Raw genomic sequence first — 24,304 nt, 5'->3', positions numbered from 1 at the left:
GATGAGCGTGGCCCTACCTAAATATCGCGAAACGCGGCGCTTGAAAAGCCCCTGCGGAAGCAATGCCGGCTTTTTATGCGACAACGGCTGGCACTACCAGGTGCCAGCCGCTGTGCGTTTTGCTTTTTTTCTGGGTACTGCCTACTTTTTTTATGTACCGGTGCCGCCGGTATTTGCCCATGCAGGGCTTTGTCTCCTCACCTGCATGGGATGAGATTCTGCACCAGATGCGGGATCGTCACACTAGGGGAATGCCCTAAGACGGAGCATTCATTTACATATTCCCTGCACCATATAAGTGCATTTTGGGTCGGAAGTTCTAAATATTGGGATTTTCCCCAGGATTGGCCGGCGTTTGTGCCCGGACTTTTCCTTCGCCCAGGCCCGTGCGCGGGCCGATCGCCAAAGCCGGGCATGGCGGGAGCGCGGCCATGCCCATATCCGGGCATGCCCCGCCCGGGCCGTTTTTTACGTTTCCTTTATCTCCCGCTCCCAAACCTATACCCCGTTTTTACCCCCCGCTCCGTAACCTGCCGGTGTCCTGATTGGTCGCCCCCCCTGCCCGGCGCGCATCCGCTTTTGCCGCGCAGGCCGTCGTTCGAAGGGAGCCCCGCTCCCGGGAGGAAAAACGTGGATGCCCTCTATATCGCCATTTTCGCCGCCATGGCCGGGCTGACTTTCGCCTTGCTCCGGTTCTGCGAGGCCTTGTCCTCGAGAGAACAACCATGAGCTGGCTCTATTGGCTGAGCGGCCTGACGGCCGCCCTGCTGTTCGCGTACCTGCTGGCCGCGCTGTTCAAACCGGAGAAATTCTGATGACCGCCGAATTCATCGGTTTGCTGGCCGCGTACCTGGCGGTCCTGCTCGCGGTCGCGCCGTTCCTCGGACGCTACATCCGCATCGCCATGGAAGACGGGCAATCCCGGCTGACCGCCTGGGGCCGCCCGCTGGAACACGGCATCTACCGGCTGGCGGGCATCGACCCGCGGGCCGAAATGGGCTGGAAGCGGTATGCCCTGGCCGTGCTGGCCTTCAACATCGTGGGGGTCGCGGCGGTCTACGGCCTGCAGCGCGTCCAGGGCATGCTGCCCCTCAACCCCGCGGGCCTGGGCGCGGTGCCGCCGGACTCGGCCCTGAACACCGCGATCAGCTTCGCCGCCAACACCAACTGGCAGGGCTACGGCGGCGAGTCGACGATGAGCTACCTGACGCAGATGCTGGCGCTGACCGTGCAGAACTTCGTCTCGGCCGCCACCGGCATCGCCGTGCTGTTCGCGCTGATCCGCGGCCTGTCGCGCCATTGCTCGGCCACGGTGGGCAATTTCTGGACCGACATGGTCCGCTGCACGCTCTATGTGCTGCTGCCGCTGTCCTTCGTGCTGGCGCTTGCGCTGGTCAGCCAGGGAACGATCCAGAACTTCAGTCCCTACCAGGAGGCCCAGACGGTCGAACCCGTGCGCTATCTCCAGCCGCGCCTGGATGCCCAGGGCCGGCCCGCGCTGGACGCGACGGGGCACGCCGTGACGGATCCCGCCATCGGCCGGACCCAGGTCCTGGCCATGGGCCCGGTCGCGTCGCAGGAATCGATCAAGCTGCTGGGCACCAACGGCGGCGGCTTCTTCAATGCCAATTCGGCGCATCCCTTTGAAAACCCCACGCCGCTGGCGAACTTCCTGGAAATGCTGGCCATCCTGGCGATCCCCGCCGCGCTGTGCTTCACCTTCGGCGAAATGGTGGGCAGCCGGCGCCAGGGCATCGCGATCCTGGCGGCGATGACGCTGCTATTCACGGTATTCGCGCTGTCCACCGCCTACTTCGAGCAGCAGCCCAATCCGATGGCGGCCCAGGCCGGCGCCGACAGCGCGCTCAGCGCCTTCTCGCCCGGCGGCAACATGGAAGGCAAGGAAACCCGGTTCGGCATCGCCGCCACCTCGCTGTTCGCCACCGTCACCACGGCGGCGTCCTGCGGCGCCGTCAACGGCATGCACGATTCGCTGAACGCCATGGGCGGGCTGGCGCCGATGCTGCTGATGCAACTGGGCGAAGTCGTCTTCGGCGGTGTGGGCTCCGGCCTGTACGGCATGCTGGCCTTCGCCATCCTGGGCGTCTTCATCGCCGGCCTGATGATCGGCCGCACCCCCGAATACCTGGGCAAGAAGATCGAGGCCTACGACATGAAGATGGTGTCCATCGTCATCCTGGCGACGCCCTTGCTGGTGCTGGGCGGCACGGCGCTGGCGGTGTCGGTGCCGGCAGGCCAGGCGGGAGCGCTGAATCCCGGCATCCACGGATTCTCGGAAATCCTCTACGCCCTGACGTCCGCCGCCAACAACAACGGCAGCGCCTTCGCCGGGCTGTCCGCCAACACGCCCTTCTACAACGTGCTGCTGGGCGTCGCGATGTGGTTCGGCCGCTACGCGGTGATCGTCGCCGTCCTGGCGATGGCCGGCTCGCTGGCCGCCAAGCGCCGCCTGCCCGCCGGCCCCGGCAGCATGCCCACGGCCGGTCCGCTTTTCGTGGCGCTGCTGATTGGCGCGGTGCTGCTGGTGGGCGCGCTGACGTACGTGCCCGCGCTTGCCCTAGGCCCGGTCGCGGAACACCTGCAAACGAAAGGCTAGGAAAGAAAATGGCCAAGATCGAAACCTCTACGATGGGCGCCGCCGCCCGCACCGCGGCCAGCGGCGCCCATGAACGCCGGTTCGGCATGTGGTCGCGCGCCCTGGCGGGCCCCGCGGTGCTGGACAGCCTGCGCAAACTGTCGCCCGCCGCGCAACTGAAGAATCCCGTGATGTTCGTGGTCTACGTGGGCAGCATCCTGACGACCGCGCTGTGGGTCATGGCCCTGCGCGGCCAGGCCGAGGCTCCCGCCGGGTTCATCCTGGCGATCGGCGTCTGGCTCTGGTTCACGGTGCTGTTCGCCAATTTCGCCGAAGCCCTGGCGGAAGGCCGCGGCAAACAGCAGGCGGCCACCTTGCGCGGCTTGCGCACCACCATAGAAGCCCGCTTGCTCAAGGGTTTCCGCGACGCGGACGCCGCCCGGGCGCAACCGGCCGACTGGCGCGGCCAGGCCGTCGGCCAGCCCTCCGGCCTGCTGCGCCGCGGCGACGTGGTGCTGGTGGAAGCGGGCGAGACCATCCCCGGCGATGGCCAGGTCGTGGCCGGCGTGGCCTCGGTGGACGAAAGCGCCATCACGGGCGAATCCGCGCCGGTGATCCGCGAATCCGGCGGCGACTTTTCGTCTGTCACCGGCGGCACCCGCGTGCTGTCGGACTGGATCTTCGTGCGCATCGCCGCCGATCCGGGCGAGAGCTTCCTGGACCGCATGATCTCCATGGTCGAAGGCGCCAAGCGCCAGAAGACGCCCAACGAACTGGCGCTCACCATCCTGCTGGTGGGACTGACGGTGGTGTTCCTGCTGGTGGTCGTGACCCTGATGCCGTTCTCGATCTACGCGGTGGCTGCCGCCGGCGGCGGCGCCGCGGTCACGGTGACGGTGCTGGTCGCCCTGCTCGTCTGCCTGATTCCCACCACCATCGGCGGCCTGCTGTCGGCCATCGGCGTGGCGGGCATGAGCCGCATGATGGGCGCCAACGTCATCGCCACGTCGGGTCGCGCCGTCGAAGCCGCGGGGGACGTGGACGTGCTGCTGCTGGACAAGACGGGCACCATCACCTTCGGCAATCGCCAGGCATCGGCCTTCCTGCCCGCGCCGGGCGTATCGCCGCGCGAACTGGCCGATGCCGCGCGCCAGGCTTCGCTGGCCGATGACACGCCGGAGGGCCGCAGCATCGTCGCATTGGCCGACAAGGCCCTCCACGCGCCGGCCGGGCTCATGCCTGGCGCGGAATTCGTGCCCTTCACCGCGCAGTCGCGCATGAGCGGCGTGGATCTGGACGGCCGGACGATCCGCAAGGGCGCGGTCGACGCCGTCCAGTCCTGGCTGGCCGCGCAGGACTCGGCGGTTCCCGCGCAGGCGCTGCAACTGGCCGAAGACGTGGCCCGCCGCGGCAGCACGCCGCTGATGGTCAGCGACGGCAACCGCGCGCTCGGCGTCGTCGAACTGAAGGACATCGTCAAGCCGGACATCCAGTCGCGTTTCGCCGAGTTGCGCCGCATGGGCATCAAGACCGTGATGATCACGGGCGACAACAAGCTCACGGCCGCCTCCATCGCCGCCGAAGCCGGCGTCGACGATTTCCTGGCGGAAGCCACGCCCGAAGCCAAGCTCAAGCTGATCCGCGCCTACCAGGCCGAGGGCCGGCTGGTGGCGATGACCGGCGACGGCACCAACGACGCGCCCGCGCTGGCCCAGGCCGACGTGGCGGTGGCGATGAATTCGGGCACCCAGGCCGCCAAGGAGGCGGGCAACATGGTGGACCTGGATTCCAACCCCACCAAGCTGATCGAGATCGTCCAGATCGGCAAGCAGATGCTGATGACCCGCGGCGCGCTCACGACCTTCAGCGTGGCCAACGACGTGGCCAAGTACTTCGCCATCATTCCAGCCGCCTTCGCCACGGTCTATCCGCAACTGAACGTGCTGAACATCATGGGCCTGGCCACGCCGGCTTCGGCCATCCTGTCGGCCGTGATCTTCAACGCGCTGATCATCGTGGCGCTGATCCCGCTGGCGCTCAAGGGCGTGCGCTACCGCCCGCTGGGCGCATCGGTGCTCCTGCGCCGCAACCTGCTCATCTACGGCCTGGGCGGCCTGCTGGTGCCGTTTGCCGGCATCAAGCTGATCGACATGGCGCTCGCCGCGCTGGGCTGGGCCTAGCCGACACCAAAGGAACCCACCATGAATATCTCCGCCTCCTCGCCGCGCCAGGGCGGCATCCTGCGCCCCGCGCTGGCCGTCTTCACCGTCCTGTCCCTGGCGACCGGCCTTGCGTATCCCTTCCTGACTTCCGGCATCGCCGCCGCCGTCTTCCCCCACGAGGCCGCCGGATCGCTCATCAGGCAAGGCGACCGTCTCGTCGGCTCGGAACTGATCGGCCAATCGTTCAGCTCGCCCGGTTATTTCTGGGGCCGCCCTTCCGCCACCGCACCCATGCCGTACAACGCCGCGGGCTCGGGCGGTTCGAACCTGGGGCCTCGCAATCCGGCGCTGGCCGAAGCCATCCAGGCGCGCATCGCGGCCTTGAAAGCGGCCGATCCGGGCAACCCCCTGCCCGTCCCGGTGGATCTGGCCACGGCGTCCGGCAGCGGGCTGGATCCGCACATCAGCCCCGCCGCGGCGGCCTACCAGGCCGCGCGCGTGGCGCGCGCGCGCGGCCTGCCTCGCGAACAGATCGACGCATTGATCCAGGCGCATACCGACAAACCCTGGCTGGGCGTGCTGGGGGCTCCCGCGGTCAACGTGCTGATGCTGAACCTGGCGCTGGACCGGCAGGGAGCGCCGCGCTGATGGCGCGGCGTATAGTATTGCCACCGGTTCTCCCATCCCTCTTGCGCGTCCATGGCTGATATCGCTGGCGAGCGTCCCGATCCCGACGCGCTCTTGAAGAACCTGGACGAGGCCGCGCGGCAGGCGGTGCGCGGCAGGCTGCGCGTCTATTTCGGGTCTTCCGCCGGCGTGGGCAAGACCTACGCCATGCTGGTGGCGGCCCGCGCGCAGGCCGCGCAGGGCGTCGGCGTGCTGGCGGGCATCGTCGAAACCCACGGCAGGCGCGAGACCGCGACGCTGCTGGAGGGCCTGCCCGTCCTCCCGCTCAAGGACGTCTCGTATCGCGGCCATGCCCTGAAAGAGTTCGACCTGGACGGCGCGCTGTCCCGGCGCCCGGACCTGGTGCTGGTCGATGAACTGGCGCACTCGAACGCCCCCGGCTCCCGCCACGCCAAGCGCTGGCAGGACATCCAGGAACTCCTCGCGGCCGGCATCGACGTCTGGACCACCCTGAACGTGCAGCACCTGGACAGCCTGAACGAGGCCGTGGGCAGCATCACCGGCGTGCGGGTCTGGGAGACCGTGCCCGACGAGGTCTTCGATTCGGCCGACGAAGTCATCCTGGTCGACCTGTCCGCCGACGAGCTGCTGCGCCGCCTGAAGGAAGGCAAGGTCTATCTGCCCGAGCAGGCCCGCCGCGCCACCCGCAACTTCTTCCGCAAGGGCAATCTGATCGCCCTGCGCGAACTGGCGCTGCGCCGCACCGCCGACCACGTGGACGACGACGTCCAGGCCTACCGCCGCGACCGCGCCATCGAGCCCGTGTGGCGCACGCGCGAGGCCGTGGTCGCCTGCATCGGCCCGGACGTCGACGCCGACTACGTCATCCGCAGCGCCCACCGCCTGAGCCAGCAACTGGAATGCGACCTGCACGTAGTCACCATCGACACGCCGCGCGCGGCCCCGCCGCCCCAGGCGGAACAAGACCGCATGCAGCGCAGCCTGGCCCTGGCGGATTCGCTGGGCGCCCGCAGCGAAACCTTGGCCGGAGGCGACATGGTGGACGCCGTGGTGCGCTATGTGCGCCGCCACAACATCACCAAGGCCGTCCTCGGCCGGACCCGCGCCGGCGGCCTGCAACGCCTGCGCCTGTCGCTGTCCGCCGCGCTGTCAGCGGCCCTCTCGCCGGGCTGGCTGTGGCGCCGCCACAGCTTCGCCGACATGCTGGCCGCGGGCTGCCCCGAGATCGACGTCATCCGCCTGGGCGCGCCCCCGCTGCCTGCCAGCTCCGCCCCCGGCCGCGATCCGCTCACGCTGGGGCGCAGCGCCGCCGACGAACGCAACCCGCGGCCGCTTGCGGGCTATGCCTGGGCGCTGTGCTATTGCGCGGCCGCCACGGCGCTGTCCATGCTGGCCTTCCCGGTGCTGCACCAGACCAATATCGTCATGCTGTTCCTGCTGGCGGTGGTGGCCGTGGCGCTGCGCCACGGCCGCGGGCCGGCGGCGCTGGCCTCGGTCGTCAGCGTCGGGCTGTTCGATTTCTTCTTCGTGCAGCCGCTGACCTCGTTCGCCGTGTCGGACGTGCAATACCTGCTGACCTTCGGCGTGCTGCTCGCCGTGGGCCTGCTCATCGGGCAATTGACCGCCGGCCTGCGGCTGCAGGCACAAGCGTCGGTCAAGCGGGAGGCCGATGCGCGCAGCCTCTACGAGTTCGCGCGCGAGCTGTCCTCCGCGCTGCTGCCGGAACAGATCGTCGCCCTGGCCGGCGCGTTCGTGCACGCCACCTTCGGCTCGCGCTGCGCGCTGTACCTGCTGGGCATGGACGACAGGCTGAAGCTGGCCTCGCCCGCCGCCGACGACATGCCACCGCTGGAATCGGCGCTGGCCCAGTGGGTCTACGACCACGGGCAGCCGGCGGGCGCGGGCACCGCCACCCTGTCCAACAGCGACCTGCTGTACCTGCCGCTCAAGGCGCCCATGCGCACCCGCGGCGTGCTGGCGCTGGCCGCTCCGCGCCGCAGCCTGTTTTCGAATCCCGATTCGCGCCGCCAGATCGAGGCCTACGCCACCCTGATCGCCATCGCGCTGGAGCGCCTGCACTATGTGGAAGTGGCGCAGCAGGCGCTGGTCAGCATGGAATCCGAGAAGCTGCGCAATTCGCTGCTGGCCGCCGTGTCGCACGACCTGCGCACCCCGCTGACCAGCCTGGTCGGCATGACGGACACGCTGATGCGCCAGCAGGCGGCCTTGCCGCCGGCCATCCACGGCACCATCCGCGCCATGCGCGACCAGGCCCAGCGCATGCATGCGCTGGTCGCCAATCTGCTGGACATGGCGCGGCTGCAAAGCCGGGACACGCCGCTGCGCCTGGAGTGGCAATCCATCGAAGAACTGGTGGGCGCGTCACTCGCCGACTTGCGGGAACCGCTGGCCGCGCACAGCGTCACCGTGGACAGCCTGTCGCAGTTGCCCCTGGTGGAATGCGACGGCGTGCTGATCGAGCGCGTGCTGTGCAACCTGCTGGAGAACGCCGCGAAGTACACGCCCGCGGGCAGCGCGCTGCGCGTGCACGCGGCCGTCCACGAAGGCGAATTGCGCGTGGCGGTCAGCGACAACGGCCCCGGCGTCCCTCCCGGCGAAGCGCGCCGCATCTTCGAGAAGTTCACGCGCGGGGACCGCGAATCCGCCACTCCCGGCGTCGGCCTGGGGCTGGCGGTGTGCGAGGCCATCGTCGCCGCCCACCATGGGAGAATCTGGGTCGAGCACGCGCCGGGCCGGGAATCCGGCGCGCAATTCGTCTTTACGCTGCCCCTGGGCGCGCCGCCCCCGATCCAGCCCGAAATCCCCTGACCGCCGCGCAGCATGTTCGATTACCAGCCTACCATCCTCATCGTCGAAGACGACGCCAGCATCCGGCGCTTTGTCCGCCAGGTCCTGGAAAGCGAGGGCTGCGCCGTCCACGAGGCCGACACTGTCAAGCGCGGCCTGATCGAGGCCGGCACCCGGCAGCCCGATGCGGTCGTACTGGACCTGGGGCTGCCGGACGAAGACGGCATGGCCTTGATCCGCGAACTGCGCGGCTGGACCGAAGTGCCGGTGCTGGTGCTGTCCGCGCGCGGCGCCGAAGCCGACAAGGTCGCCGCGCTGGACGCCGGAGCGGACGACTACCTGACCAAGCCCTTCGGCGTCAGCGAACTGCTGGCGCGGCTGCGCGTGCTATTGCGGCGCCACGCCAGGGGCGGCGCGGGCAATGCGGCCGAAATCGCCTTCGGCGACGTGCGCGTCGACTTCGCGAAGCGCGTGGTCGAACGCGGCGGCCGGCACGTGCACCTGACCGCCATGGAATACCGGCTGCTGGCGGCGCTGCTGGCGCATCGCGGCAAAGTCATGACGCACCGCGAACTGCTGCGCGCGGTGTGGGGGCCCGCGCACGTGGAGAGCGTGCACTACCTTCGGATCTACATGGGCCACCTGCGCCAGAAGCTGGAAGCCGATCCCGCGCAGCCCGTCCACCTGCTGACGGAGGTGGGCGTGGGCTATCGTTTCGCGGACTGACCCGGCCGCGGCGTCGTCAGCGCGATCAGCGCCACGACGATCAGCGAATAGGTGGGGACGCTGCGCATATTGCGGAACATCATTTCCGTCAGGCTGAACGCGCAGTAGCCCAGGCAGAACAGCAGCCCCATCTGCGCGCCGACGCGTATGACGCGATCGTCGCTGGCCAGCCTGCGCAGGAAGACCGCCGCCGGCAGCAGATACAGCGCCAGGATGCCCGCCAGGCCCAGCAGCCCGTATCCCGAAAGGGCCGCGAGCAGGTCATTGTGAGGCTCGCCATAGCCTTCGACGACCGTGTGGGACACGATTCCCTGCTTCTCGAGTTCCAGGAGTTCGCCACGGAAATTGCTCGGCCCCACGCCCACGAGGGGGCTTTTTTCGAACATCATCAGAGAAGCCTGCCACAACTGCAGCCGGATACCGAACGAGGTGTCCCGGTCGGTCGACGTAGTGAATCCCTGCAGGTCGGTCTTGATCGCGTGCATGCGGCTGCTGAAGTTCCAGATGCCGGCCGCGGTGACGGCCAGCGCGAGGCTGAGCCCCAGCGCGCAATACATCTTGTGGCGCCGGCTCCAGCCGCCCAGTCCAAGCAGGAAAACCACGGCCACCACGGGCAGCAGCATCCAGCTACTGCGCGTCTGGGACGCCCAGGTGGCCCAGATGCTGAGCGCCGCGGTCAGCACCTTGAGCGCGGTTTCCGCGCGCGGCCAGCGCGTGCTGGCGCCCCAGCCGATCGACAGCAGCGACATCATGCCGAACAGCAGCGTCAGATTCGCGAAGGCGACCGCGTTATAGCGCCCGCCGATTTGCGCGACCATGGCGCGGTCCCACCACGTCATGGTGACGATCAGCATCGCCGAACCGGCCAGCGCGCCGGCCAGGATGCTCCACTGGATCTGCTTGAGCCACCGCTGCGGCGCTCTCAGCAAGAGCCACAGCACCGGCACCGCCAGCGCGAACCGGAGCAGTTTCTCCTGTTCCGAACCGCTCCACACGCCTAGCGCGGTGGACGTGACGGCCATACAGACCAGCGGCAGCAGCAGCGCCAGCGCCATGGGCCACAGGGCCCGGAAATCCATCGGCTCATAGTGCCGGATCGCATTCGCGGCGATCGCCGTCAGCGCGATCAGGCCTGTGAGATAAATAATTGCAGGTCCCCCTACGGGGCTGGTCAGCGCCAGCGCGGGAACCAGCAGCACCAGCCAGGTGGCCAAGGAAACGTACAGTCGGGGCACAACGATCAACCTGGTAAGAAACGAAGTGAAAGCAGCATGCGTCATGCTGGACAGGTAGACAAAACCCGCCCGCCATGACGGCGGGCGGGTTTTGCGGGACTGGCTTGCGGTAAGCCGCGAATTACATGTTTTCGATCATGACCTGGCCGAAACCCGAGCACGACACCTGGGTCGCGCCTTCGAGCAGCCGGGCGAAGTCGTACGTGACCTTCTTCGACAGGATGGATTTCTCCATGCTGGAGATGATCAGGTCGGCGGCTTCGGTCCAGCCCATGTGACGCAGCATCATTTCGGCCGACAGGATTTCGGAACCGGGGTTCACGTAGTCCTTGCCGGCGTACTTCGGCGCGGTGCCGTGGGTGGCTTCGAACATGGCGACCGAATCGGACAGGTTCGCGCCCGGGGCGATGCCGATGCCGCCCACCTGCGCGGCCAGCGCGTCCGAGATGTAGTCGCCGTTCAGGTTCAGCGTGGCGATCACGTCGTATTCGGCCGGACGCAGCAGGATCTGCTGCAGGAAGGCGTCGGCGATGACGTCCTTCACGATGATTTCGCGGCCCGTCTTCGGGTTCTTGAACTTGCACCACGGGCCGCCGTCGATCAACTGGGCGCCGAATTCCTTCTGCAGCAGCTCATAGCCCCAGTCGCGGAAGCCGCCTTCCGTGAACTTCATGATGTTGCCCTTGTGCACCAGGGTCAGCGACGTGCGGTCGTTGTCGATGACGTATTGCGCGGCCTTGCGCACCAGGCGCTCGGTGCCTTCGCGCGACACGGGCTTGATGCCGATGGACGAGGTGTTCGGGAAACGGATCTTCTTCACGCCGAGCTTGGTCTGCAGGAACTGGATCAGCTCCTTGGCCTGCTCGCTTTCCGCCATGTATTCGATGCCGGCATAGATGTCTTCCGAGTTCTCGCGGAAGATCACCATGTTGGTCTTCTCGGGTTCGCGCACCGGCGAAGGCACGCCCTTGAAGTAGGCCACCGGGCGCAGGCAGACGTACAGGTCCAGTTGCTGGCGCAGCGCCACGTTCAGCGAGCGGATGCCGCCGCCGACCGGGGTGGTCAGGGGCCCCTTGATGGACACCACGTAGTCTTTGACGACTTCCAGGGTTTCGTCGGGCAGCCACACGTCCGGGCCGTAGACCTTGGTGGCCTTTTCGCCGGCATAGACTTCCATCCAGTGGATCTTGCGCTTGCCGCCGTAGGCCTTCTGCACCGCGGCATCAACGACCTTGATCATCACCGGAGTGATGTCGGCGCCCGTGCCATCGCCTTCGATGAAGGGAACGATGGGCTGCTCGGGCACATTCAGCGAGAAATCGGCGTTGACCGTGATCTTCTGGCCGCCAGCGGGAACCTTGATATGTTGGTAGGACATGAATGCTCCATTTGCTCCGGGTGATTATTCTGCACGCGCCGGCATCGGGAAGCGTCCGATTCCGCGGGGAATACCGTCCTCGAGAACCGCACACCGGATGGCGGATAGCAACCCATTCTATATCGCAAAAAGGCCGCCCGGCCCGGCGGGCCGCGACGGGCGGGTAAAATAATCCGTCGATATCCCGCTTTCCCTCCCCCGCAGATGTTCAATCCCTCCCGCGACCAAGTCCGCGAATTCTTCATCGAAACCTGGCGCAAGCACCGCGCGGCCGAAGTCCTGACGCCGCTCGAAGCCATCGCGCTGGACTGGATCATCGAGCATCCCGAATACCACGGCGACCTGGAAAGCCCCGAGGCCATGACGGCGGAATACTCGGTGGAAAAGGGGCGCACCAACCCCTTCCTGCACCTGTCCATGCACCTGGCCATCGCCGAGCAGTTGTCCATCGACCACCCGCCCGGCATCCGTAAGGCCTACCAGCAACTGGTGGCGCGCACCGACGCGCACCAGGCGGCGCACGAGATCATGGAATGCCTGGGCCAGGTGGTCTGGGAAGCCCAGCGGCTGGGCACCCCGCTGGACAGCGACACCTACATCGACCTGATCCGCCAGCGCGCCGGACGCTGAGCGCCGCGCCTTCGGTGGCCCGGCGAAAGGAAATGCCCCCTCGGGGGGCATTTTGTCTTGGGGCGGCCCGGCGACAAAAAAACCCTCGGCATGCCGAGGGTTTTTGCTTCCGGGCTGGACGGAACCTACTTGCGCACGCCCAGGTCGCTCGGCTGCGCCGAGAGCCATGCCGCCACGTTGGAAATGTCCTGGTCCGACAACTGCGTGGCGAAAGCGCCCATGATGGGGTTCTTGCGCACGTTGGCCGTGGCCGCGCTGCCGGAAGCGCCGCGCTTGTATGCCTTCAGGGCATGGACGAGGTAATCGGCGTGCTGGCCGGCCAGCGTCGGATAGGCCGGATCCACGGCCGTCTTGGCGTCCGCGCCGTGGCAGGACGCGCAATTGAATTTGTCGAAGACGGCCTTGCCGGCCGCCAGATCCTGGGCCTGGGCGGCCGAGCCCGCCATTGCCAGGGTCGCGCCCGCGAAGGCAAGCATGATGCGATTCATGGTTTTGCCCCTTATTTGAGATTCGAGTAGTACGCTGCCAGGTCGGCGATGTCCTGGTCGGACAGGCTGCCGGCGATGGCGTCCATCGTGGGATGGCTGCGCGCGCCTTTCTTGTACTCGTTCAGGGCCGTTTCGATGTACTTGGCGTTCTGGCCAGCAATCATCGGAACGTGGTATAGCTCGGGAAACGTCGCCTTGTAGCCTTCGATGCCGTGGCAACCGATGCACATGGAAACCTTGTCACGGGCGTTCTGGACATTACCGACCACTGCTGCATCCGCGGCAACAGCCTGGCCGGCGATCGCACAGGATGCGATTGCGGCCAATACGGATAGCGTGTACTTCAGAGAGGTTCGCAACTTCATTGGAGTGGCTCTTCTTCGTATGGCTAAGGACTAGGGCCAGCTCGCTAGAAAAGGCCCTCGGCAAACATGTTGCGGGTCGAACCCAAAGCAAAACCGCCTGATTGTACGATAATTGCTCAGGATTAATACCTTAAGACGGTATTTGATCACCATCAAACCTAGACGCCATCCGACCATGTCCGCAGCCCAGTCCGCCACTTCCGCCTCGCCCGACCGCTTCGACGGGACCGACAGCTATGTCGCCACCGATGACCTCAAACTCGCCGTCAACGCCGCGCTCATCCTCCAGCGCCCGCTCCTGATCAAGGGAGAACCCGGCACCGGGAAAACCATGCTGGCCGAAGAAGTGGCGCGCGCGCTGGGCCGGCCGCTGTTGCAGTGGCACATCAAATCCACCACCAAGGCGCACCAGGGCCTGTACGAATACGACGCCGTGTCGCGCCTGCGCGACTCGCAACTGGGCGACGAAAAGGTCCGCGACATCCGCAACTACATCGTGCAGGGCACGCTGTGGCAGGCGTTCCAGTCGCCGGAACCGGCGGTGCTGCTGATCGACGAGATCGACAAGGCCGACATCGAATTCCCCAACGACCTGCTGCGCGAACTGGACCGCATGGAATTCCACGTGTACGAAACGCGCGAGACCATCTCGGCGCGGCACCGTCCGCTGGTCATCATCACGTCCAACAACGAAAAAGACCTGCCCGACGCCTTCCTGCGGCGCTGCTTCTTCCACTACATCCGCTTCCCCGACCGCGAGACGATGCGCGACATCGTGGCCGTGCATTATCCGGACCTGAAGCAGGACGTGCTGCGCGCGGCGCTGGACACTTTCTTCGCGCTGCGCGACGCCCCGGGCCTGAAAAAGAAGCCCTCCACCTCCGAGCTGCTGGACTGGCTGCGCCTGCTGCTGGCCGAGAACGCCACCGCCGCCGAGATCGACGCGCACACCGCCACGGCCGTGCCGCTGATGGCCGGCGCGCTGCTCAAGAACGAGCAGGACGTGCACCTGCTGGAACGCCTGGCGGCCATGACGCGCGGCGGCCAGCGCCGCTGATCCGGCATCCACGGGCGGCCTCTGCAAATGCTGATCGATTTCTTCTACCACCTCAGGGCGCACAAGCTCCCCGTCTCGGTCAAGGAATACCTGACCCTGGTGGACGCCCTGCGCCAGGACCTCATGGCGCCCACGCTGGACGACTTCTACTTCCTGGCGCGCGCCACGCTCGTCAAGGACGAAGCCCTCTACGACCGCTACGACAAGGCGTTCGGCGCGTACTACAAGGGCATAGCGGCCGCCCTGCCCCCGGGCAAGGAAATCCCGCTGGACTGGCTCATCAAGCAGTTCGAGAAAAGCCTCACCGCCGAGGAAAAGGCCGCCATCGAAAAGCACGGCTGGGACAAGCTGATGGAGCTTTTCAAGGAGCGGATGGAAGAACAGAAGGAACGCCATGCCGGCGGCAGCAAGTGGATCGGCACCGGCGGCACCTCGCCCTTCGGCAATGGCGGCTACCACCCCGAGGGCATCCGCGTGGGCGGCGACTCCGCCGGCAACCGCAGCGCGGTCAAGGTCTGGGACATGCGCCAGTTCAAGGACTACGACGATCAAGTCGAACTGGGCACGCGCAACTTCAAGGTCGCCCTGCGCCGTCTGCGGCGCTTCGCGCGGCAAGGCGCGGAAATGGAACTGGACCTGGACGACACCATCGCCAGCACCGCGCGCAATGCCGGCCACCTGGACCTGCGCATGGTCCCCGAGCGCCACAACACGGTCAAGGTGCTGATGCTGCTGGACGTGGGCGGCAGCATGGACGATCACATCGGCCGCGTCGAGGAACTGTTCTCGGCGGCCCGCAGCGAATTCCGCCACCTGGAAGTCTATTACTTCCACAACTGCCCGTACGAAAGCCTGTGGCAGAGCAACCGCCGGCGCCAGAACGAGCGCTTCGACACCTGGGACGTGCTGCGCAAGTACAACCCGGACTGGCGCCTGATCATCGTCGGGGACGCCACCATGAGCCCCTACGAAATCCTGCAGCCTGGCGGTTCGGTCGAACACTACAACAAGGAACCCGGCGCGGAATGGGTGCGCCGCCTGCTTGAGGCCTGGCCCAAATCGGTCTGGCTCAATCCGGAGCCCACGGCGTCCTGGCAGTACCGCCAGTCCATCGCCCTGCTGCGCGACATCATGCAGGGCCGCATGTACCCGGTCACCGTCGCCGGCCTGGAACAGGCCATGCGCGTCCTGTCAAAGTAGGATGGGTGCAGCGCGAGAGTTCTTGAGCAAGCACTCCCATCTCAAGCGCGCGCAACCCATCGCATCGGCCCTCAACCATCCACCGGCCGCTCCGGCGTATCCAGCGTCAACTGGTAGAACGCCAGGTCCAGCCAGCGCCCGAACTTGAAGCCCGCCTCGCGGATCGTGCCCGCATGCGTGAAGCCCAGCTTCTCGTGCAGGCGGATGCTGCCCTGGTTGGCCGCGTCGATGCCGCCGACCAGCACGTGCACCTGATTGGCCCGCGCCCGCGCGATCAGTTCGCGCATCAGCGCCTCGCCCAGCCCCCGTCCGCGAAAGCGCCCGTCCACGTAGACGGAATGCTCGACCGAATACTTGTAGGCCGGCCATGCGCGGAACGTGCCGTAGCTGGCGAACGCCATCAGCTCGCCCGCCTCGTTTTCGAATCCCACCACCGGAAAACCGCCCTGCCGCTTGGCCTGGAACCAGCCCGCCATCGCCTCGCGCGGCCGCGGCTTGTAGTCGTACAGCGCGGTCGAGGTGGCGATCGCGTCATTGAAAATGGCCAGTATCTGGTCCGCATGGCGCTCGTGCGTGCATTCGACCAGGATGGCGCCGTCCGGGGCGCGGGTTTCAGCGTGCGTAGTCATGGCGCAAATTGTAGCGACAGCCTGCCCAGGTTGTAGCGGCAGCCTGTGCCCAGGTGTCTGACACCCCATGAAATGCCCGCGCAAGTTGACGCCAATCTCTCCCGGGTGTCAGACACCCCAAAAAAAAACCGGCGATGCCCGCCGGTTCAGTGAGATTCTGCCGCTTCTGGCCACTCTCAGGCGGCGCGGCTCTCCACAGATCGGTCGGCGGGAGGGGCCTGGCGCAGGCCGGGGCACTGGCGCCACGACAGCTCGTCGGCATCCATGTCCAGGTCGAAGAGGTCGTTCGCGGCGGGCCAGGGATGGCTGCGCGCCGCGACGCCCTCCATCTCGAGCACATGCCCGGCGAACCCCCTGGGCGAACCGCCGCATTCCGCAAAATACCGTTGTGCGCTCAAGTCCACCACATAGGTGGTCATGTCGTGGGTCAGTATGGCCACGAATTGGCCGTCATCGCTGGCATAGGCGTACTGAAACTGCCCTTTGATTCCATCGCCGCTCAGGGGGGCTCCGGTCAGTTGGGACAGCGCACGCGTGACGATCTCGGTCAGCATGGGTCGTTCCTCCGAAAGATGCGCCGGCAGGATGCCAGCAGCGAAGGCGCGAACGACAAGCGCCAGCGCCGCTTGCAAGAGGCGGCGCCTGGCGTTGGACGGGAAGCCTGTAGGCGGCTATCGCGCATCCCGTCGGCGGACTGCTACTACGTGCTGAAAAGCTTACACCCGCAAGCCGGAAGACCTCAAATCGGCCCTTCTACGCGGCTGCAACCGGCGTTCCGCCTGGGGCTGCGTCACCGTTTTCTAGCCCGCGCCAGTCCTGCCGGCCGATGCGGTAGAGCACGTGCAGGCGCAGCGGGCTGCCCTCCGGCACGGCGGGATGGTCGAAGGGATCCGGGTCCGCCGCCATGCCCAGGCGCTCCATCACCGCCCGGGACCGCAAGTTTCCCGTCGCGGTGAAGGCCACGATCTCGTCCAGCCCCACTTGCTCGAACCCCACTTTCAGCGCGGCCCGGGCCGCCTCGCTGGCATAGCCCTTGCCCCAGTGCGGCCGCGCCAGGCGCCAGCCGATCTCCACGCCCGGCGCGAACGGCAGCGCGGGCGGCAAGGATTTGATGCCCACGAAGCCGATGAAGGGCGCGACGCCCGGCGCCTCCACCGCCCAGAACCCCCAGCCGTGCTCGTCGATGCCCGCGGCCAGCCGGTCGGCCAGCGCGTCGCTCTCGGGCCCGGTCAGGGGCAGCAGGTATTCGGTGACGAGGGGGTCCGCGTTCAGCGCCGCGAACGGCTGGCGGTCGGCCCCCCGCCATTGGCGCAGCACCAGGCGCGGCGTTTCGACCTCGATGGATAAAGACATGCCGGGCTTCCTTGCCTTGCGGCCAGAGGACGCGTCCGGGACACGATCGCCCGGCGGCCCCTGAACCATTGCCTACGTATACACTCCAACGGATTCTGCCATGCCAAAGGAATTGTCCGCCATGCGCCTGTCCCTATCGAAGCTGCCGCGCCCGCTGGGCGCGCTGCTGTTTTCCTCCTTCCTGGCCTTCCAGGCCGGGGCCGCCAGCCTGCCGGCCGGCGTCTCGGAGGCCGCCTCGATCGAAGGCATCACCGAATACCGCCTGGCCAACGGCCTGCGGGTGCTGCTGGTTCCCGACGAATCCAAGCCCTCCACCACCGTCAACATGACCTACCTGGTGGGCTCGCGCAACGAAAACTACGGCCAGACGGGCATGGCGCACCTGCTGGAACACATGCTGTTCAAGGGCACGTCCACCACCCGCAACGCCATGGGCGAATTCTCGCGCCGCGGCCTGCAGGCCAACGGCTCGACCTCCAGCGACCGCACCAACTATTTCGCCAGCTTCGCCGCCAACCCCGACACCCTCAAGTGGTACCTCGGCTGGCAGGCCGACGCCATGGTCAATTCCCTGATCGCCAAGGAAGACCTGGATTCGGAAATGACCGTGGTCCGCAATGAAATGGAAAGCGGCGAAAACAGCCCCTTCCGCATCCTGATGCAGAAGATGCAGTCCGCGGCGTTCCAGTGGCACAGCTACGGCAAGAACACCATCGGCGCCCGCTCCGACGTGGAAAACGTCGACATCGCCCAACTGCGCGCCTTCTATCACGAGTACTACCAGCCCGACAACGCGGTGCTGATCGTGGCCGGCAAGTTCGACCCGCAGGCGACGCTGGCCGATATCGAGGAAACGCTGGGCAAGCTGCCCAGGCCCGACCGCAAGCTTCCGCCCGAATACACCGTCGAGCCCGCGCAGGACGGCGAACGCGCCGTGACGCTGCGCCGCGCGGGCGGCACGCCGCTGGTGGCCGCGATGTACCACATTCCCGCGGCCGGCAGCCCCGATTTCGTGCCGCTGGATCTGGCCGCCACCATCCTGGCCGACACGCCCTCCGGCCGCCTGTACCATGCCCTGGTCCCGACCAAGCTGGCCTCGGGCGTGTTCGGCTTCACCATGGAGAACCTGGACCCCGGCCTGGCGATGTTCGCCGCGCAACTGCCCCCCGGCAAGAGCCTGGACGCCGCGATGACGGCGCTGACCGGCACGCTCGAATCCCTGGGCAAGAAGCCGTTCACCCAGCAGGAACTGGACCGCGCGCGCAGCAAGTGGCTGACCTCGTGGGAACAGACCTACAGCGATCCCGAACAAGTCGGCGTCGCGCTGTCCGAGGCCATCGCCGCCGGCGACTGGCGCCTGTTCTTCCTGCAGCGCGACCGCGCCCGCCAGGCCACGCTGGCCGAAGTGCAGCGCGCCGCGACGGCCTACCTGGTGCAGAGCAACCGCATCGAGGGCCGCTACATCCCCACGGAAAAACCCGTGCGCGCCCCGCTGGCGCAGCGCGTGGACCTGACGGCCGTCTTCAAGGACTACAAGGGCGACTCCGACTTCAAGGCCGCTTCCGCCTTCGACCCCTCTCCTGAAAATATCGACAAGCTGACGCAGCGCAAGAAGCTGGACCTGCCCAACGGCCCCGTCCAGTTGGCGCTGCTGCCCAAGGCCACGCGCGGCAACCGCGTGCAGGCGCAGATGCTGATCCAGTTCGGCAACGAGAAAGACCTGCGCGGCCAGCGCGTGAACGCCAGCGCCGTGGCCGACCAGTTGTCGCGCGGCACGGCCAAGCTGTCGCGCCAGGACATCCAGGACCGCCTGGACGCGCTGCAGGCCGAACTGGGCTTCAGCGGCGGCGGCACCACGCTGAAGATCGCCATGTCGACCAAGGGCGAGAACCTGCCCGCGCTCACCGAGCTGGCGCTGGATATCGTGCGCAACGCCAACTTCCCGAAGGAACAACTGGAGGAATACCAGCGCCAGATGGAAACGTCGATCCAGAACGCCATGACCGAGCCTTCGGCCCTGGCCGGACGCGCCCTGGCCCGCCAGGACAATCCGTGGCCCGCCGATGACTTGCGCTACGTGCCGACCTTCGAGGAAGCCCTCGCCAGCGCGCGCGGGCTCAACCGCGACGCCCTGGCCAAGTTCCACGCCAAGTTCTACGGCGCGGGCAATATCGAGTATTCGGCCGTCGGCGACTTCGAGCCCGCGGCGGTGGAAAAAGCGCTCAAGACCGGCCTGGCCGGCTGGAAGAAGGCGCCCGCCTACACCCGCGTACCCAACCCGTACCGCGACATCCCCGCCAGGCAGTTCGACATCGATACGCCCGACAAGGCCAATGCCTTCTATATGTCGCGCATGCCGCTGAAACTGCAGGACACGGACCCCGACTACGCGGCGCTGTACCTGGGCAACTACCTGTTCGGCGCGTCGGAAACCTCGCGCCTGTGGAACCGCGTGCGCGAGACCGAGGGCCTGTCCTACAACGTGCGCAGCTCGCTGTCCGTGTCCTCGTTCGAGCCCGCGGCCAACTGGACCATGTACGCGATCTATGCGCCGCAGAACCGCGAACGCCTCGAAAAGGCGGTCGGCGAGGAACTGGCCCGCGTGCTGAAGGACGGTTTCACGGACAAGGAAATCTCGGACGGCATCACTGCCCTCTTGAACTACCGCAACCTGGCGCGCGCCCAGGACGACGTCCTGGCCAGCACCTGGCTGGACTATATCCAGCGCGGCCGCACGTTCGCCTGGTCCGCCGAGATGGACAAGAAGATCTCCGCGCTGACGCCCGAGGCGGTCAACGCCGCGCTGCGCAAGTACCTGCGCCCGGATGGCTTCAGCACGGCGGTTGCCGGCGATTTCAAGAAAAAGACCGCGCCCTGATCCTCCCCGCCATTGTCCGCAAGCCCCGCCATGGCGGGGCTTTTTTTGGCACTTCCCCCCTGCGTATTCCCCTCCGTGGCACGCGGAAAATCGCGCAATAATGCCACCCATAGCAGAAATAGAGGATAAACATACAATTACTCGGCTATTTGGAAAGATGTTTTCAAGAAATACGGGTTTATCCCAGGTGGGATAGAGATCACAATTCAGTCATCGGGAACAAACAACGAACCACGACGGAGGGCCGCCGGATTCGGTCCCCACTCAAGACGAATTGGAGGTCTACCATGAAAACCCTAGCCACCACCCTTCTGCTTTCCCTGGCCCTGGCGGGCGTCGGCGCCCAGGCGGCCGGCATCGAACAAGCCAAGAGCAGCGCCCAAGTGGCGACCGAACTGCAACAGGCCAAGGCCAGCGGCCAGTACACCTTCGGCGAACTGGACTATCCGCCCGCCCAGCCCCACGCGGCCAGCCTGAGCTCGCACGACGTGCAAGCCCAGTTGCAACAGGCCAAGTTCAGCGGCCAATACACGTTCGGCGAACTCGAATACCCGCCCGTTTCGGCGGTTTCGGCCGGCGGCAAATCGCGCGCCGACGTCCAGGCCGAACTGTCGCAAGCCAAGGCCAGTGGCCAATACACGTTCGGCGAACTGGAATACCCGCCGATCGCCCGGTGAGCTGCTTGCTGTGGCCCGGCCGGCCTCGGGCGGCATCATGGCTTGAGGCCGGTTTTTTCCGGCGACAGCGGCGCTTGAAGTAGCAGTAGCAATACTTGAAGTAGCAGTAGAAGTCGAAGTTGAAGTTGAAGTTGAAGTTGAAATAGCAGTAGAAGTGGAAGCAGCAGTACGACCGCGGCGAAAGCCGCGGTTTTTGTTTGCCGAAAAAAAACCGCGACGGCTGTCGCGGTTTTCTTCGTTCCCTCTCGCGGCGGTCTAGCTGAAGAATTCCTTCACCCGGTCCGTCCAGGACTTGCTTTGCGGCGAATGGCGGTCGCCGCCGTCGTTCAGCGAAGCCTCGAACTGGCGCAGGATGCTCTTCTGGTCGTCGCTCAGGCGCACCGGCGTTTCCACCACGACGTGGCAGTAGAGGTCGCCCGGGTAGCTGCCGCGCACGCCGCGGATGCCCTTGCCGCGCAGGCGGAAGGTCTTGCCCGACTGCGTGCCTTCGGGGATCGAGATCTCGGCCTTGCCGCCCAGCGTCGGCACCTGGAGTTCGCCACCCAGGGCCGCGGTGGTGAACGGGATGGTCAATTCGCAATGCAGGTCGTCGCCGTCGCGCTGGAAGATCTTGTGCTGCTTGATGTGGATTTCCACATACAGGTCGCCCGGAGGACCGCCGTTGATGCCCGGCTCGCCGTTGCCGCTGGAGCGGATGCGCATGCCGTCGTCGATGCCGGCCGGAATCTTGACTTGCAGGGTCTTGTTGCGGCGGATGCGGCCCACGCCGTCGCAGGCCTGGCACGGGTCGGTGATTTCCTTGCCGTTGCCATGGCAGGTCGGGCAGGTCTGCTGCACGCTGAAAAAGCCCTGCTGCATGCGCACGGCGCCGGATCCGCCGCAGGTGCGGCAGGTCTTGGGCGAGGTGCCGGGCTTGGCGCCCGAGCCGTGGCAGGTGTCGCAGTGTTCCCAGCTAGGCACGCGGATCTCGGTGTCGAAACCCGCCGCGGCCTGCTCGAGCGTGATTTCCAGCGCGTATTTCAGGTCGGCGCCGCGGTAGACCTGCGGGCCGCCGCCACGGCGCCCGCCGCCACCGCCGCCGAAGATTTCGCCGAAGATATCGCCGAAGGCGTCGGCGAAACCGCCGCCCATGCCGCCGCCCATGCCAGCGGCGTTGGGATCCACGCCCGCATGGCCGTAGCGGTCATACGCGGCGCGTTTTTGCTCATCGCCCAGGACCTCGTAGGCCTCCTTGGCTTCCTTGAACTTCTCTTCGGCTTCTTTGCTGTCCGGATTGCGGTCCGGATGGTACTTCATGGCCAGCTTTCGATAGGCCTTCTTGAGATCGTCGTCCGAGGCGTTCTTTGCAACGCCCAGGATTTCGTAATAGTCGCGTTTTGCCATGATCCGTGGGCTCGAAAACGAGCCTTCTTTTCAGTGCTACAGAATGAGTACGCCCGGTAGGCGGATTTCTCCGGCTACCGGGCGGCAAAGGCAGGTCAGCGTCCGGCCATTATTGGTCGCGCTTGACTTCCTTGAAGTCGGCGTCGACGACGTTGTCGTCCACCGGCTTCGCGTTGTCGGCCGCTTGCTGCTGGCCGGCGGCTTGCTGCGCCTGCATGTCGGCGTACATCTTTTCGCCCAGCTTCTGCGATGCCGTGGACAGGGCTTCCACCTTGGCGTCGATCGCGGCCTTGTCGCCTTCCTTCAGCGTGTCTTCCAGGTCCTTGATGGCGGCTTCGATGCTTTCCTTTTCGGAAGCCTCGAGCTTGTCGCCATATTCGGTCAGCGACTTGCGGGTGGCGTGCACCAGCGCGTCGGCCTGGTTGCGCGACTGGGCCAGTTCGGCGACGCGGTGATCTTCCTCGGCGTTGGCCTCGGCATCCTTGACCATGCGCTGGATCTCGTCTTCCGACAGACCCGAGTTGGCCTTGATGGTGATCTTGTTTTCCTTGCCGGTGCCCTTGTCCTTGGCGGACACGTGCAGGATGCCGTTGGCGTCGATGTCGAACGTGACTTCGATCTGCGGCATGCCACGCGGCGACGGCGGGATCCCTTCGAGGTTGAACTCGCCCAGGGCCTTGTTGCCCGCGGCGATTTCGCGCTCGCCCTGGAACACCTTGATCGTCACGGCCGGCTGGTTGTCGTCAGCGGTCGAGAAGGTCTGCGAGAACCGGGTCGGGATGGTCGTGTTCTTCTGGATCATCTTGGTCATCACGCCGCCCAGGGTTTCAATACCCAGCGACAGAGGCGTCACGTCCAGCAGCAGCACGTCCTTGCGGTCGCCCGACAGCACGGAACCTTGAATGGCGGCGCCAGCGGCGACGGCTTCATCGGGGTTCACGTCCTTGCGCGGATCCTTGCCGAAGAATTCCTTCACCTTTTCCTGGACCTTGGGCATGCGGGTCATGCCGCCGACCAGGATCACGTCGTCGATGTCGGAAACCTTCACGCCGGCGTCCTTGATGGCCACGCGGCAGGGCTCGATCGTGCGTTCGATCAGTTCTTCGACCAGCGCTTCCAGCTTGGCGCGCGTGATCTTCAGGTTCAAGTGCTTCGGACCCGAGGCGTCCGCCGTGATGTACGGCAGGTTGATTTCGGTCTGCTGGGCCGAGGACAGCTCGATCTTGGCCTTTTCGGCCGCTTCCTTCAGGCGCTGCAGGGCCAGCACGTCCTTGGACAGATCAACGCCTTGTTCCTTCTTGAACTCGGCGATGATGTAGTCGATGATGCGCTGGTCGAAGTCTTCGCCGCCCAGGAAGGTGTCGCCGTTGGTCGACAGCACTTCGAACTGCTTTTCGCCGTCGACGTCGGCGATTTCGATGATGGACACGTCGAACGTGCCGCCGCCCAGGTCATAGACGGCGATCTTGCGGTCGCCCTTCTCGGTCTTGTCCAGGCCGAACGCCAGCGCCGCGGCGGTGGGTTCGTTGATGATGCGCTTGACTTCCAGGCCCGCGATGCGGCCGGCGTCCTTGGTGGCCTGGCGCTGGCTGTCGTTGAAGTAGGCGGGCACGGTGATGACGGCCTCGGTCACTTCTTCGCCCAGGTAGTCCTCGGCGGTCTTCTTCATCTTGCGCAGCACGTCGGCCGACACTTGGGGAGGCGCCATCTTCTTGCCGCGCACTTCCACCCAGGCGTCGCCGTTGTCGGCCTTGACGATGGCGTAGGGCATCAGGTTGATGTCCTTCTGCACCGCCTTTTCTTCGAACTTGCGGCCGATCAGGCGCTTCACCGCGTACAGGGTGTTGCGCGGGTTGGTCACGGCCTGGCGCTTGGCGGGCGCGCCGACCAGGGTCTCGCCGTCGTCCATGTAGGCGACGATGGAGGGGGTGGTGCGGGCGCCTTCCGCGTTTTCGATGATCTTGACCTGCCCACCGTCCATGACAGCCACGCAGCTGTTGGTCGTGCCCAGGTCAATGCCGATAATTTTGCTCATGGTGGGTTACCTTGAATAAATCTATGAAATTGGAGAGAAATTTCCTGTCCCCCCAT

The 24,304-nt window shown here is 66.2% G+C and carries 21 protein-coding genes; 12 read left to right on the top strand and 9 right to left on the bottom strand.

What is annotated here, in order from left to right:
• Window position 1 precedes the first annotated feature (1 nt).
• The 7 genes from WHX56_RS10430 to kdpE all read left to right on the top strand — a co-directional run bounded on the left by WHX56_RS10430 (window position 2) and on the right by kdpE (window position 8,940).
• Window positions 2-214, top strand: coding sequence for a hypothetical protein (locus WHX56_RS10430; RefSeq protein WP_129239760.1), 213 nt, complete (start codon window positions 2-4; stop codon window positions 212-214).
• A gap of 511 nt (window positions 215-725) precedes the next feature.
• The gene (gene kdpF / locus WHX56_RS10425; protein WP_129239761.1) at window positions 726-815 is read left to right on the top strand and encodes a K(+)-transporting ATPase subunit F; all 90 of its coding nucleotides are present in this window, start codon (window positions 726-728) and stop codon (window positions 813-815) included.
• Window positions 815-2,617: a potassium-transporting ATPase subunit KdpA gene (gene kdpA, locus WHX56_RS10420; RefSeq protein ID WP_338881148.1), complete on the top strand. Its 1,803-nt coding sequence runs from the start codon at window positions 815-817 to the stop codon at window positions 2,615-2,617. The genes kdpF and kdpA overlap by 1 nt, the downstream gene beginning before the upstream one ends.
• 32 nt (window positions 2,618-2,649) lie before the next feature.
• Window positions 2,650-4,776 (top strand): potassium-transporting ATPase subunit KdpB, encoded by a 2,127-nt coding sequence (gene kdpB, locus WHX56_RS10415; RefSeq protein WP_338881760.1) that lies wholly within the window; start codon window positions 2,650-2,652, stop codon window positions 4,774-4,776.
• Between the two features lie 21 nt (window positions 4,777-4,797).
• Window positions 4,798-5,406: a potassium-transporting ATPase subunit KdpC gene (gene kdpC, locus WHX56_RS10410; protein WP_338881147.1), complete on the top strand. Its 609-nt coding sequence runs from the start codon at window positions 4,798-4,800 to the stop codon at window positions 5,404-5,406.
• Between the two features lie 51 nt (window positions 5,407-5,457).
• On the top strand, window positions 5,458-8,235 hold the full coding sequence (locus WHX56_RS10405; protein WP_338881146.1) for a sensor histidine kinase KdpD: 2,778 nt from the start codon (window positions 5,458-5,460) through the stop codon (window positions 8,233-8,235).
• A gap of 12 nt (window positions 8,236-8,247) precedes the next feature.
• Window positions 8,248-8,940, top strand: coding sequence for a two-component system response regulator KdpE (gene kdpE / locus WHX56_RS10400; protein WP_129239766.1), 693 nt, complete (start codon window positions 8,248-8,250; stop codon window positions 8,938-8,940).
• On the opposite strand, the gene WHX56_RS10395 is transcribed toward kdpE, so the two are convergent.
• Window positions 8,922-10,175 carry an O-antigen ligase family protein gene (locus tag WHX56_RS10395; protein ID WP_338881145.1) on the bottom strand — a complete coding sequence of 418 codons (1,254 nt, stop codon included), beginning with the start codon at window positions 10,173-10,175 and terminating at the stop codon, window positions 8,922-8,924. The two genes, kdpE and WHX56_RS10395, sit on opposite strands and share 19 nt — an antisense overlap.
• 121 nt (window positions 10,176-10,296) lie before the next feature.
• Window positions 10,297-11,553 carry an NADP-dependent isocitrate dehydrogenase gene (gene icd / locus WHX56_RS10390; protein WP_006217809.1) on the bottom strand — a complete coding sequence of 419 codons (1,257 nt, stop codon included), beginning with the start codon at window positions 11,551-11,553 and terminating at the stop codon, window positions 10,297-10,299.
• A 204-nt stretch (window positions 11,554-11,757) separates the two neighbouring features.
• Here icd and WHX56_RS10385 point away from each other — a divergent pair, with 204 nt between their 5' ends.
• Window positions 11,758-12,183 carry a DUF1841 family protein gene (locus tag WHX56_RS10385; RefSeq protein WP_129239768.1) on the top strand — a complete coding sequence of 142 codons (426 nt, stop codon included), beginning with the start codon at window positions 11,758-11,760 and terminating at the stop codon, window positions 12,181-12,183.
• A 125-nt stretch (window positions 12,184-12,308) separates the two neighbouring features.
• Here the strand turns inward: WHX56_RS10385 and WHX56_RS10380 are convergent, their stop codons facing one another.
• Both WHX56_RS10380 and WHX56_RS10375 read right to left on the bottom strand, forming a co-directional pair.
• Window positions 12,309-12,671 (bottom strand): cytochrome c, encoded by a 363-nt coding sequence (locus WHX56_RS10380; RefSeq protein ID WP_338881144.1) that lies wholly within the window; start codon window positions 12,669-12,671, stop codon window positions 12,309-12,311.
• 11 nt (window positions 12,672-12,682) lie between these two features.
• Complete coding sequence (locus tag WHX56_RS10375; protein WP_129239770.1) at window positions 12,683-13,036, bottom strand: c-type cytochrome; 354 nt, start codon at window positions 13,034-13,036, stop codon at window positions 12,683-12,685.
• Between the two features lie 175 nt (window positions 13,037-13,211).
• Between WHX56_RS10375 and WHX56_RS10370 the strand changes: the two genes are divergently transcribed.
• Window positions 13,212-14,093 (top strand): AAA family ATPase, encoded by an 882-nt coding sequence (locus tag WHX56_RS10370; protein ID WP_129239771.1) that lies wholly within the window; start codon window positions 13,212-13,214, stop codon window positions 14,091-14,093.
• 27 nt (window positions 14,094-14,120) lie between these two features.
• A complete protein-coding gene (locus WHX56_RS10365) occupies window positions 14,121-15,293 on the top strand; it encodes a vWA domain-containing protein (RefSeq protein WP_338881143.1) in 1,173 nt (390 codons plus the stop codon).
• Between the two features lie 71 nt (window positions 15,294-15,364).
• Here the strand turns inward: WHX56_RS10365 and WHX56_RS10360 are convergent, their stop codons facing one another.
• From WHX56_RS10360 to WHX56_RS10350, 3 genes are all read right to left on the bottom strand, one after another.
• Window positions 15,365-15,922: a GNAT family N-acetyltransferase gene (locus WHX56_RS10360; protein WP_129243693.1), complete on the bottom strand. Its 558-nt coding sequence runs from the start codon at window positions 15,920-15,922 to the stop codon at window positions 15,365-15,367.
• Between the two features lie 176 nt (window positions 15,923-16,098).
• A complete protein-coding gene (locus tag WHX56_RS10355; RefSeq protein ID WP_129243690.1) occupies window positions 16,099-16,476 on the bottom strand; it encodes a hypothetical protein in 378 nt (125 codons plus the stop codon).
• A gap of 199 nt (window positions 16,477-16,675) precedes the next feature.
• Window positions 16,676-17,275 (bottom strand): GNAT family N-acetyltransferase, encoded by a 600-nt coding sequence (locus WHX56_RS10350; RefSeq protein ID WP_129243687.1) that lies wholly within the window; start codon window positions 17,273-17,275, stop codon window positions 16,676-16,678.
• 121 nt (window positions 17,276-17,396) lie between these two features.
• Here WHX56_RS10350 and WHX56_RS10345 point away from each other — a divergent pair, with 121 nt between their 5' ends.
• The gene (locus WHX56_RS10345; RefSeq protein ID WP_129243705.1) at window positions 17,397-20,153 is read left to right on the top strand and encodes a M16 family metallopeptidase; all 2,757 of its coding nucleotides are present in this window, start codon (window positions 17,397-17,399) and stop codon (window positions 20,151-20,153) included.
• Window positions 20,154-20,440: 287 nt separating this feature from the next.
• The gene (locus WHX56_RS10340; protein WP_129243684.1) at window positions 20,441-20,830 is read left to right on the top strand and encodes a DUF4148 domain-containing protein; all 390 of its coding nucleotides are present in this window, start codon (window positions 20,441-20,443) and stop codon (window positions 20,828-20,830) included.
• Window positions 20,831-21,085: 255 nt separating this feature from the next.
• On the opposite strand, the gene dnaJ is transcribed toward WHX56_RS10340, so the two are convergent.
• Complete coding sequence (gene dnaJ / locus WHX56_RS10335; RefSeq protein ID WP_129243681.1) at window positions 21,086-22,213, bottom strand: molecular chaperone DnaJ; 1,128 nt, start codon at window positions 22,211-22,213, stop codon at window positions 21,086-21,088.
• 109 nt (window positions 22,214-22,322) lie between these two features.
• Window positions 22,323-24,248, bottom strand: coding sequence for a molecular chaperone DnaK (gene dnaK, locus WHX56_RS10330; RefSeq protein ID WP_056321286.1), 1,926 nt, complete (start codon window positions 24,246-24,248; stop codon window positions 22,323-22,325).
• Between the last annotated feature and the right edge of the window lie 56 nt (window positions 24,249-24,304).

It is taken from the genome of Achromobacter veterisilvae, assembly GCF_037619525.1.
Lineage (GTDB): Bacteria > Pseudomonadota > Gammaproteobacteria > Burkholderiales > Burkholderiaceae_B > Achromobacter > Achromobacter veterisilvae.
The sequence above is the reverse complement of the archived record's forward strand: the minus strand, read 5'-3'. Positions and strand labels throughout refer to the sequence as shown.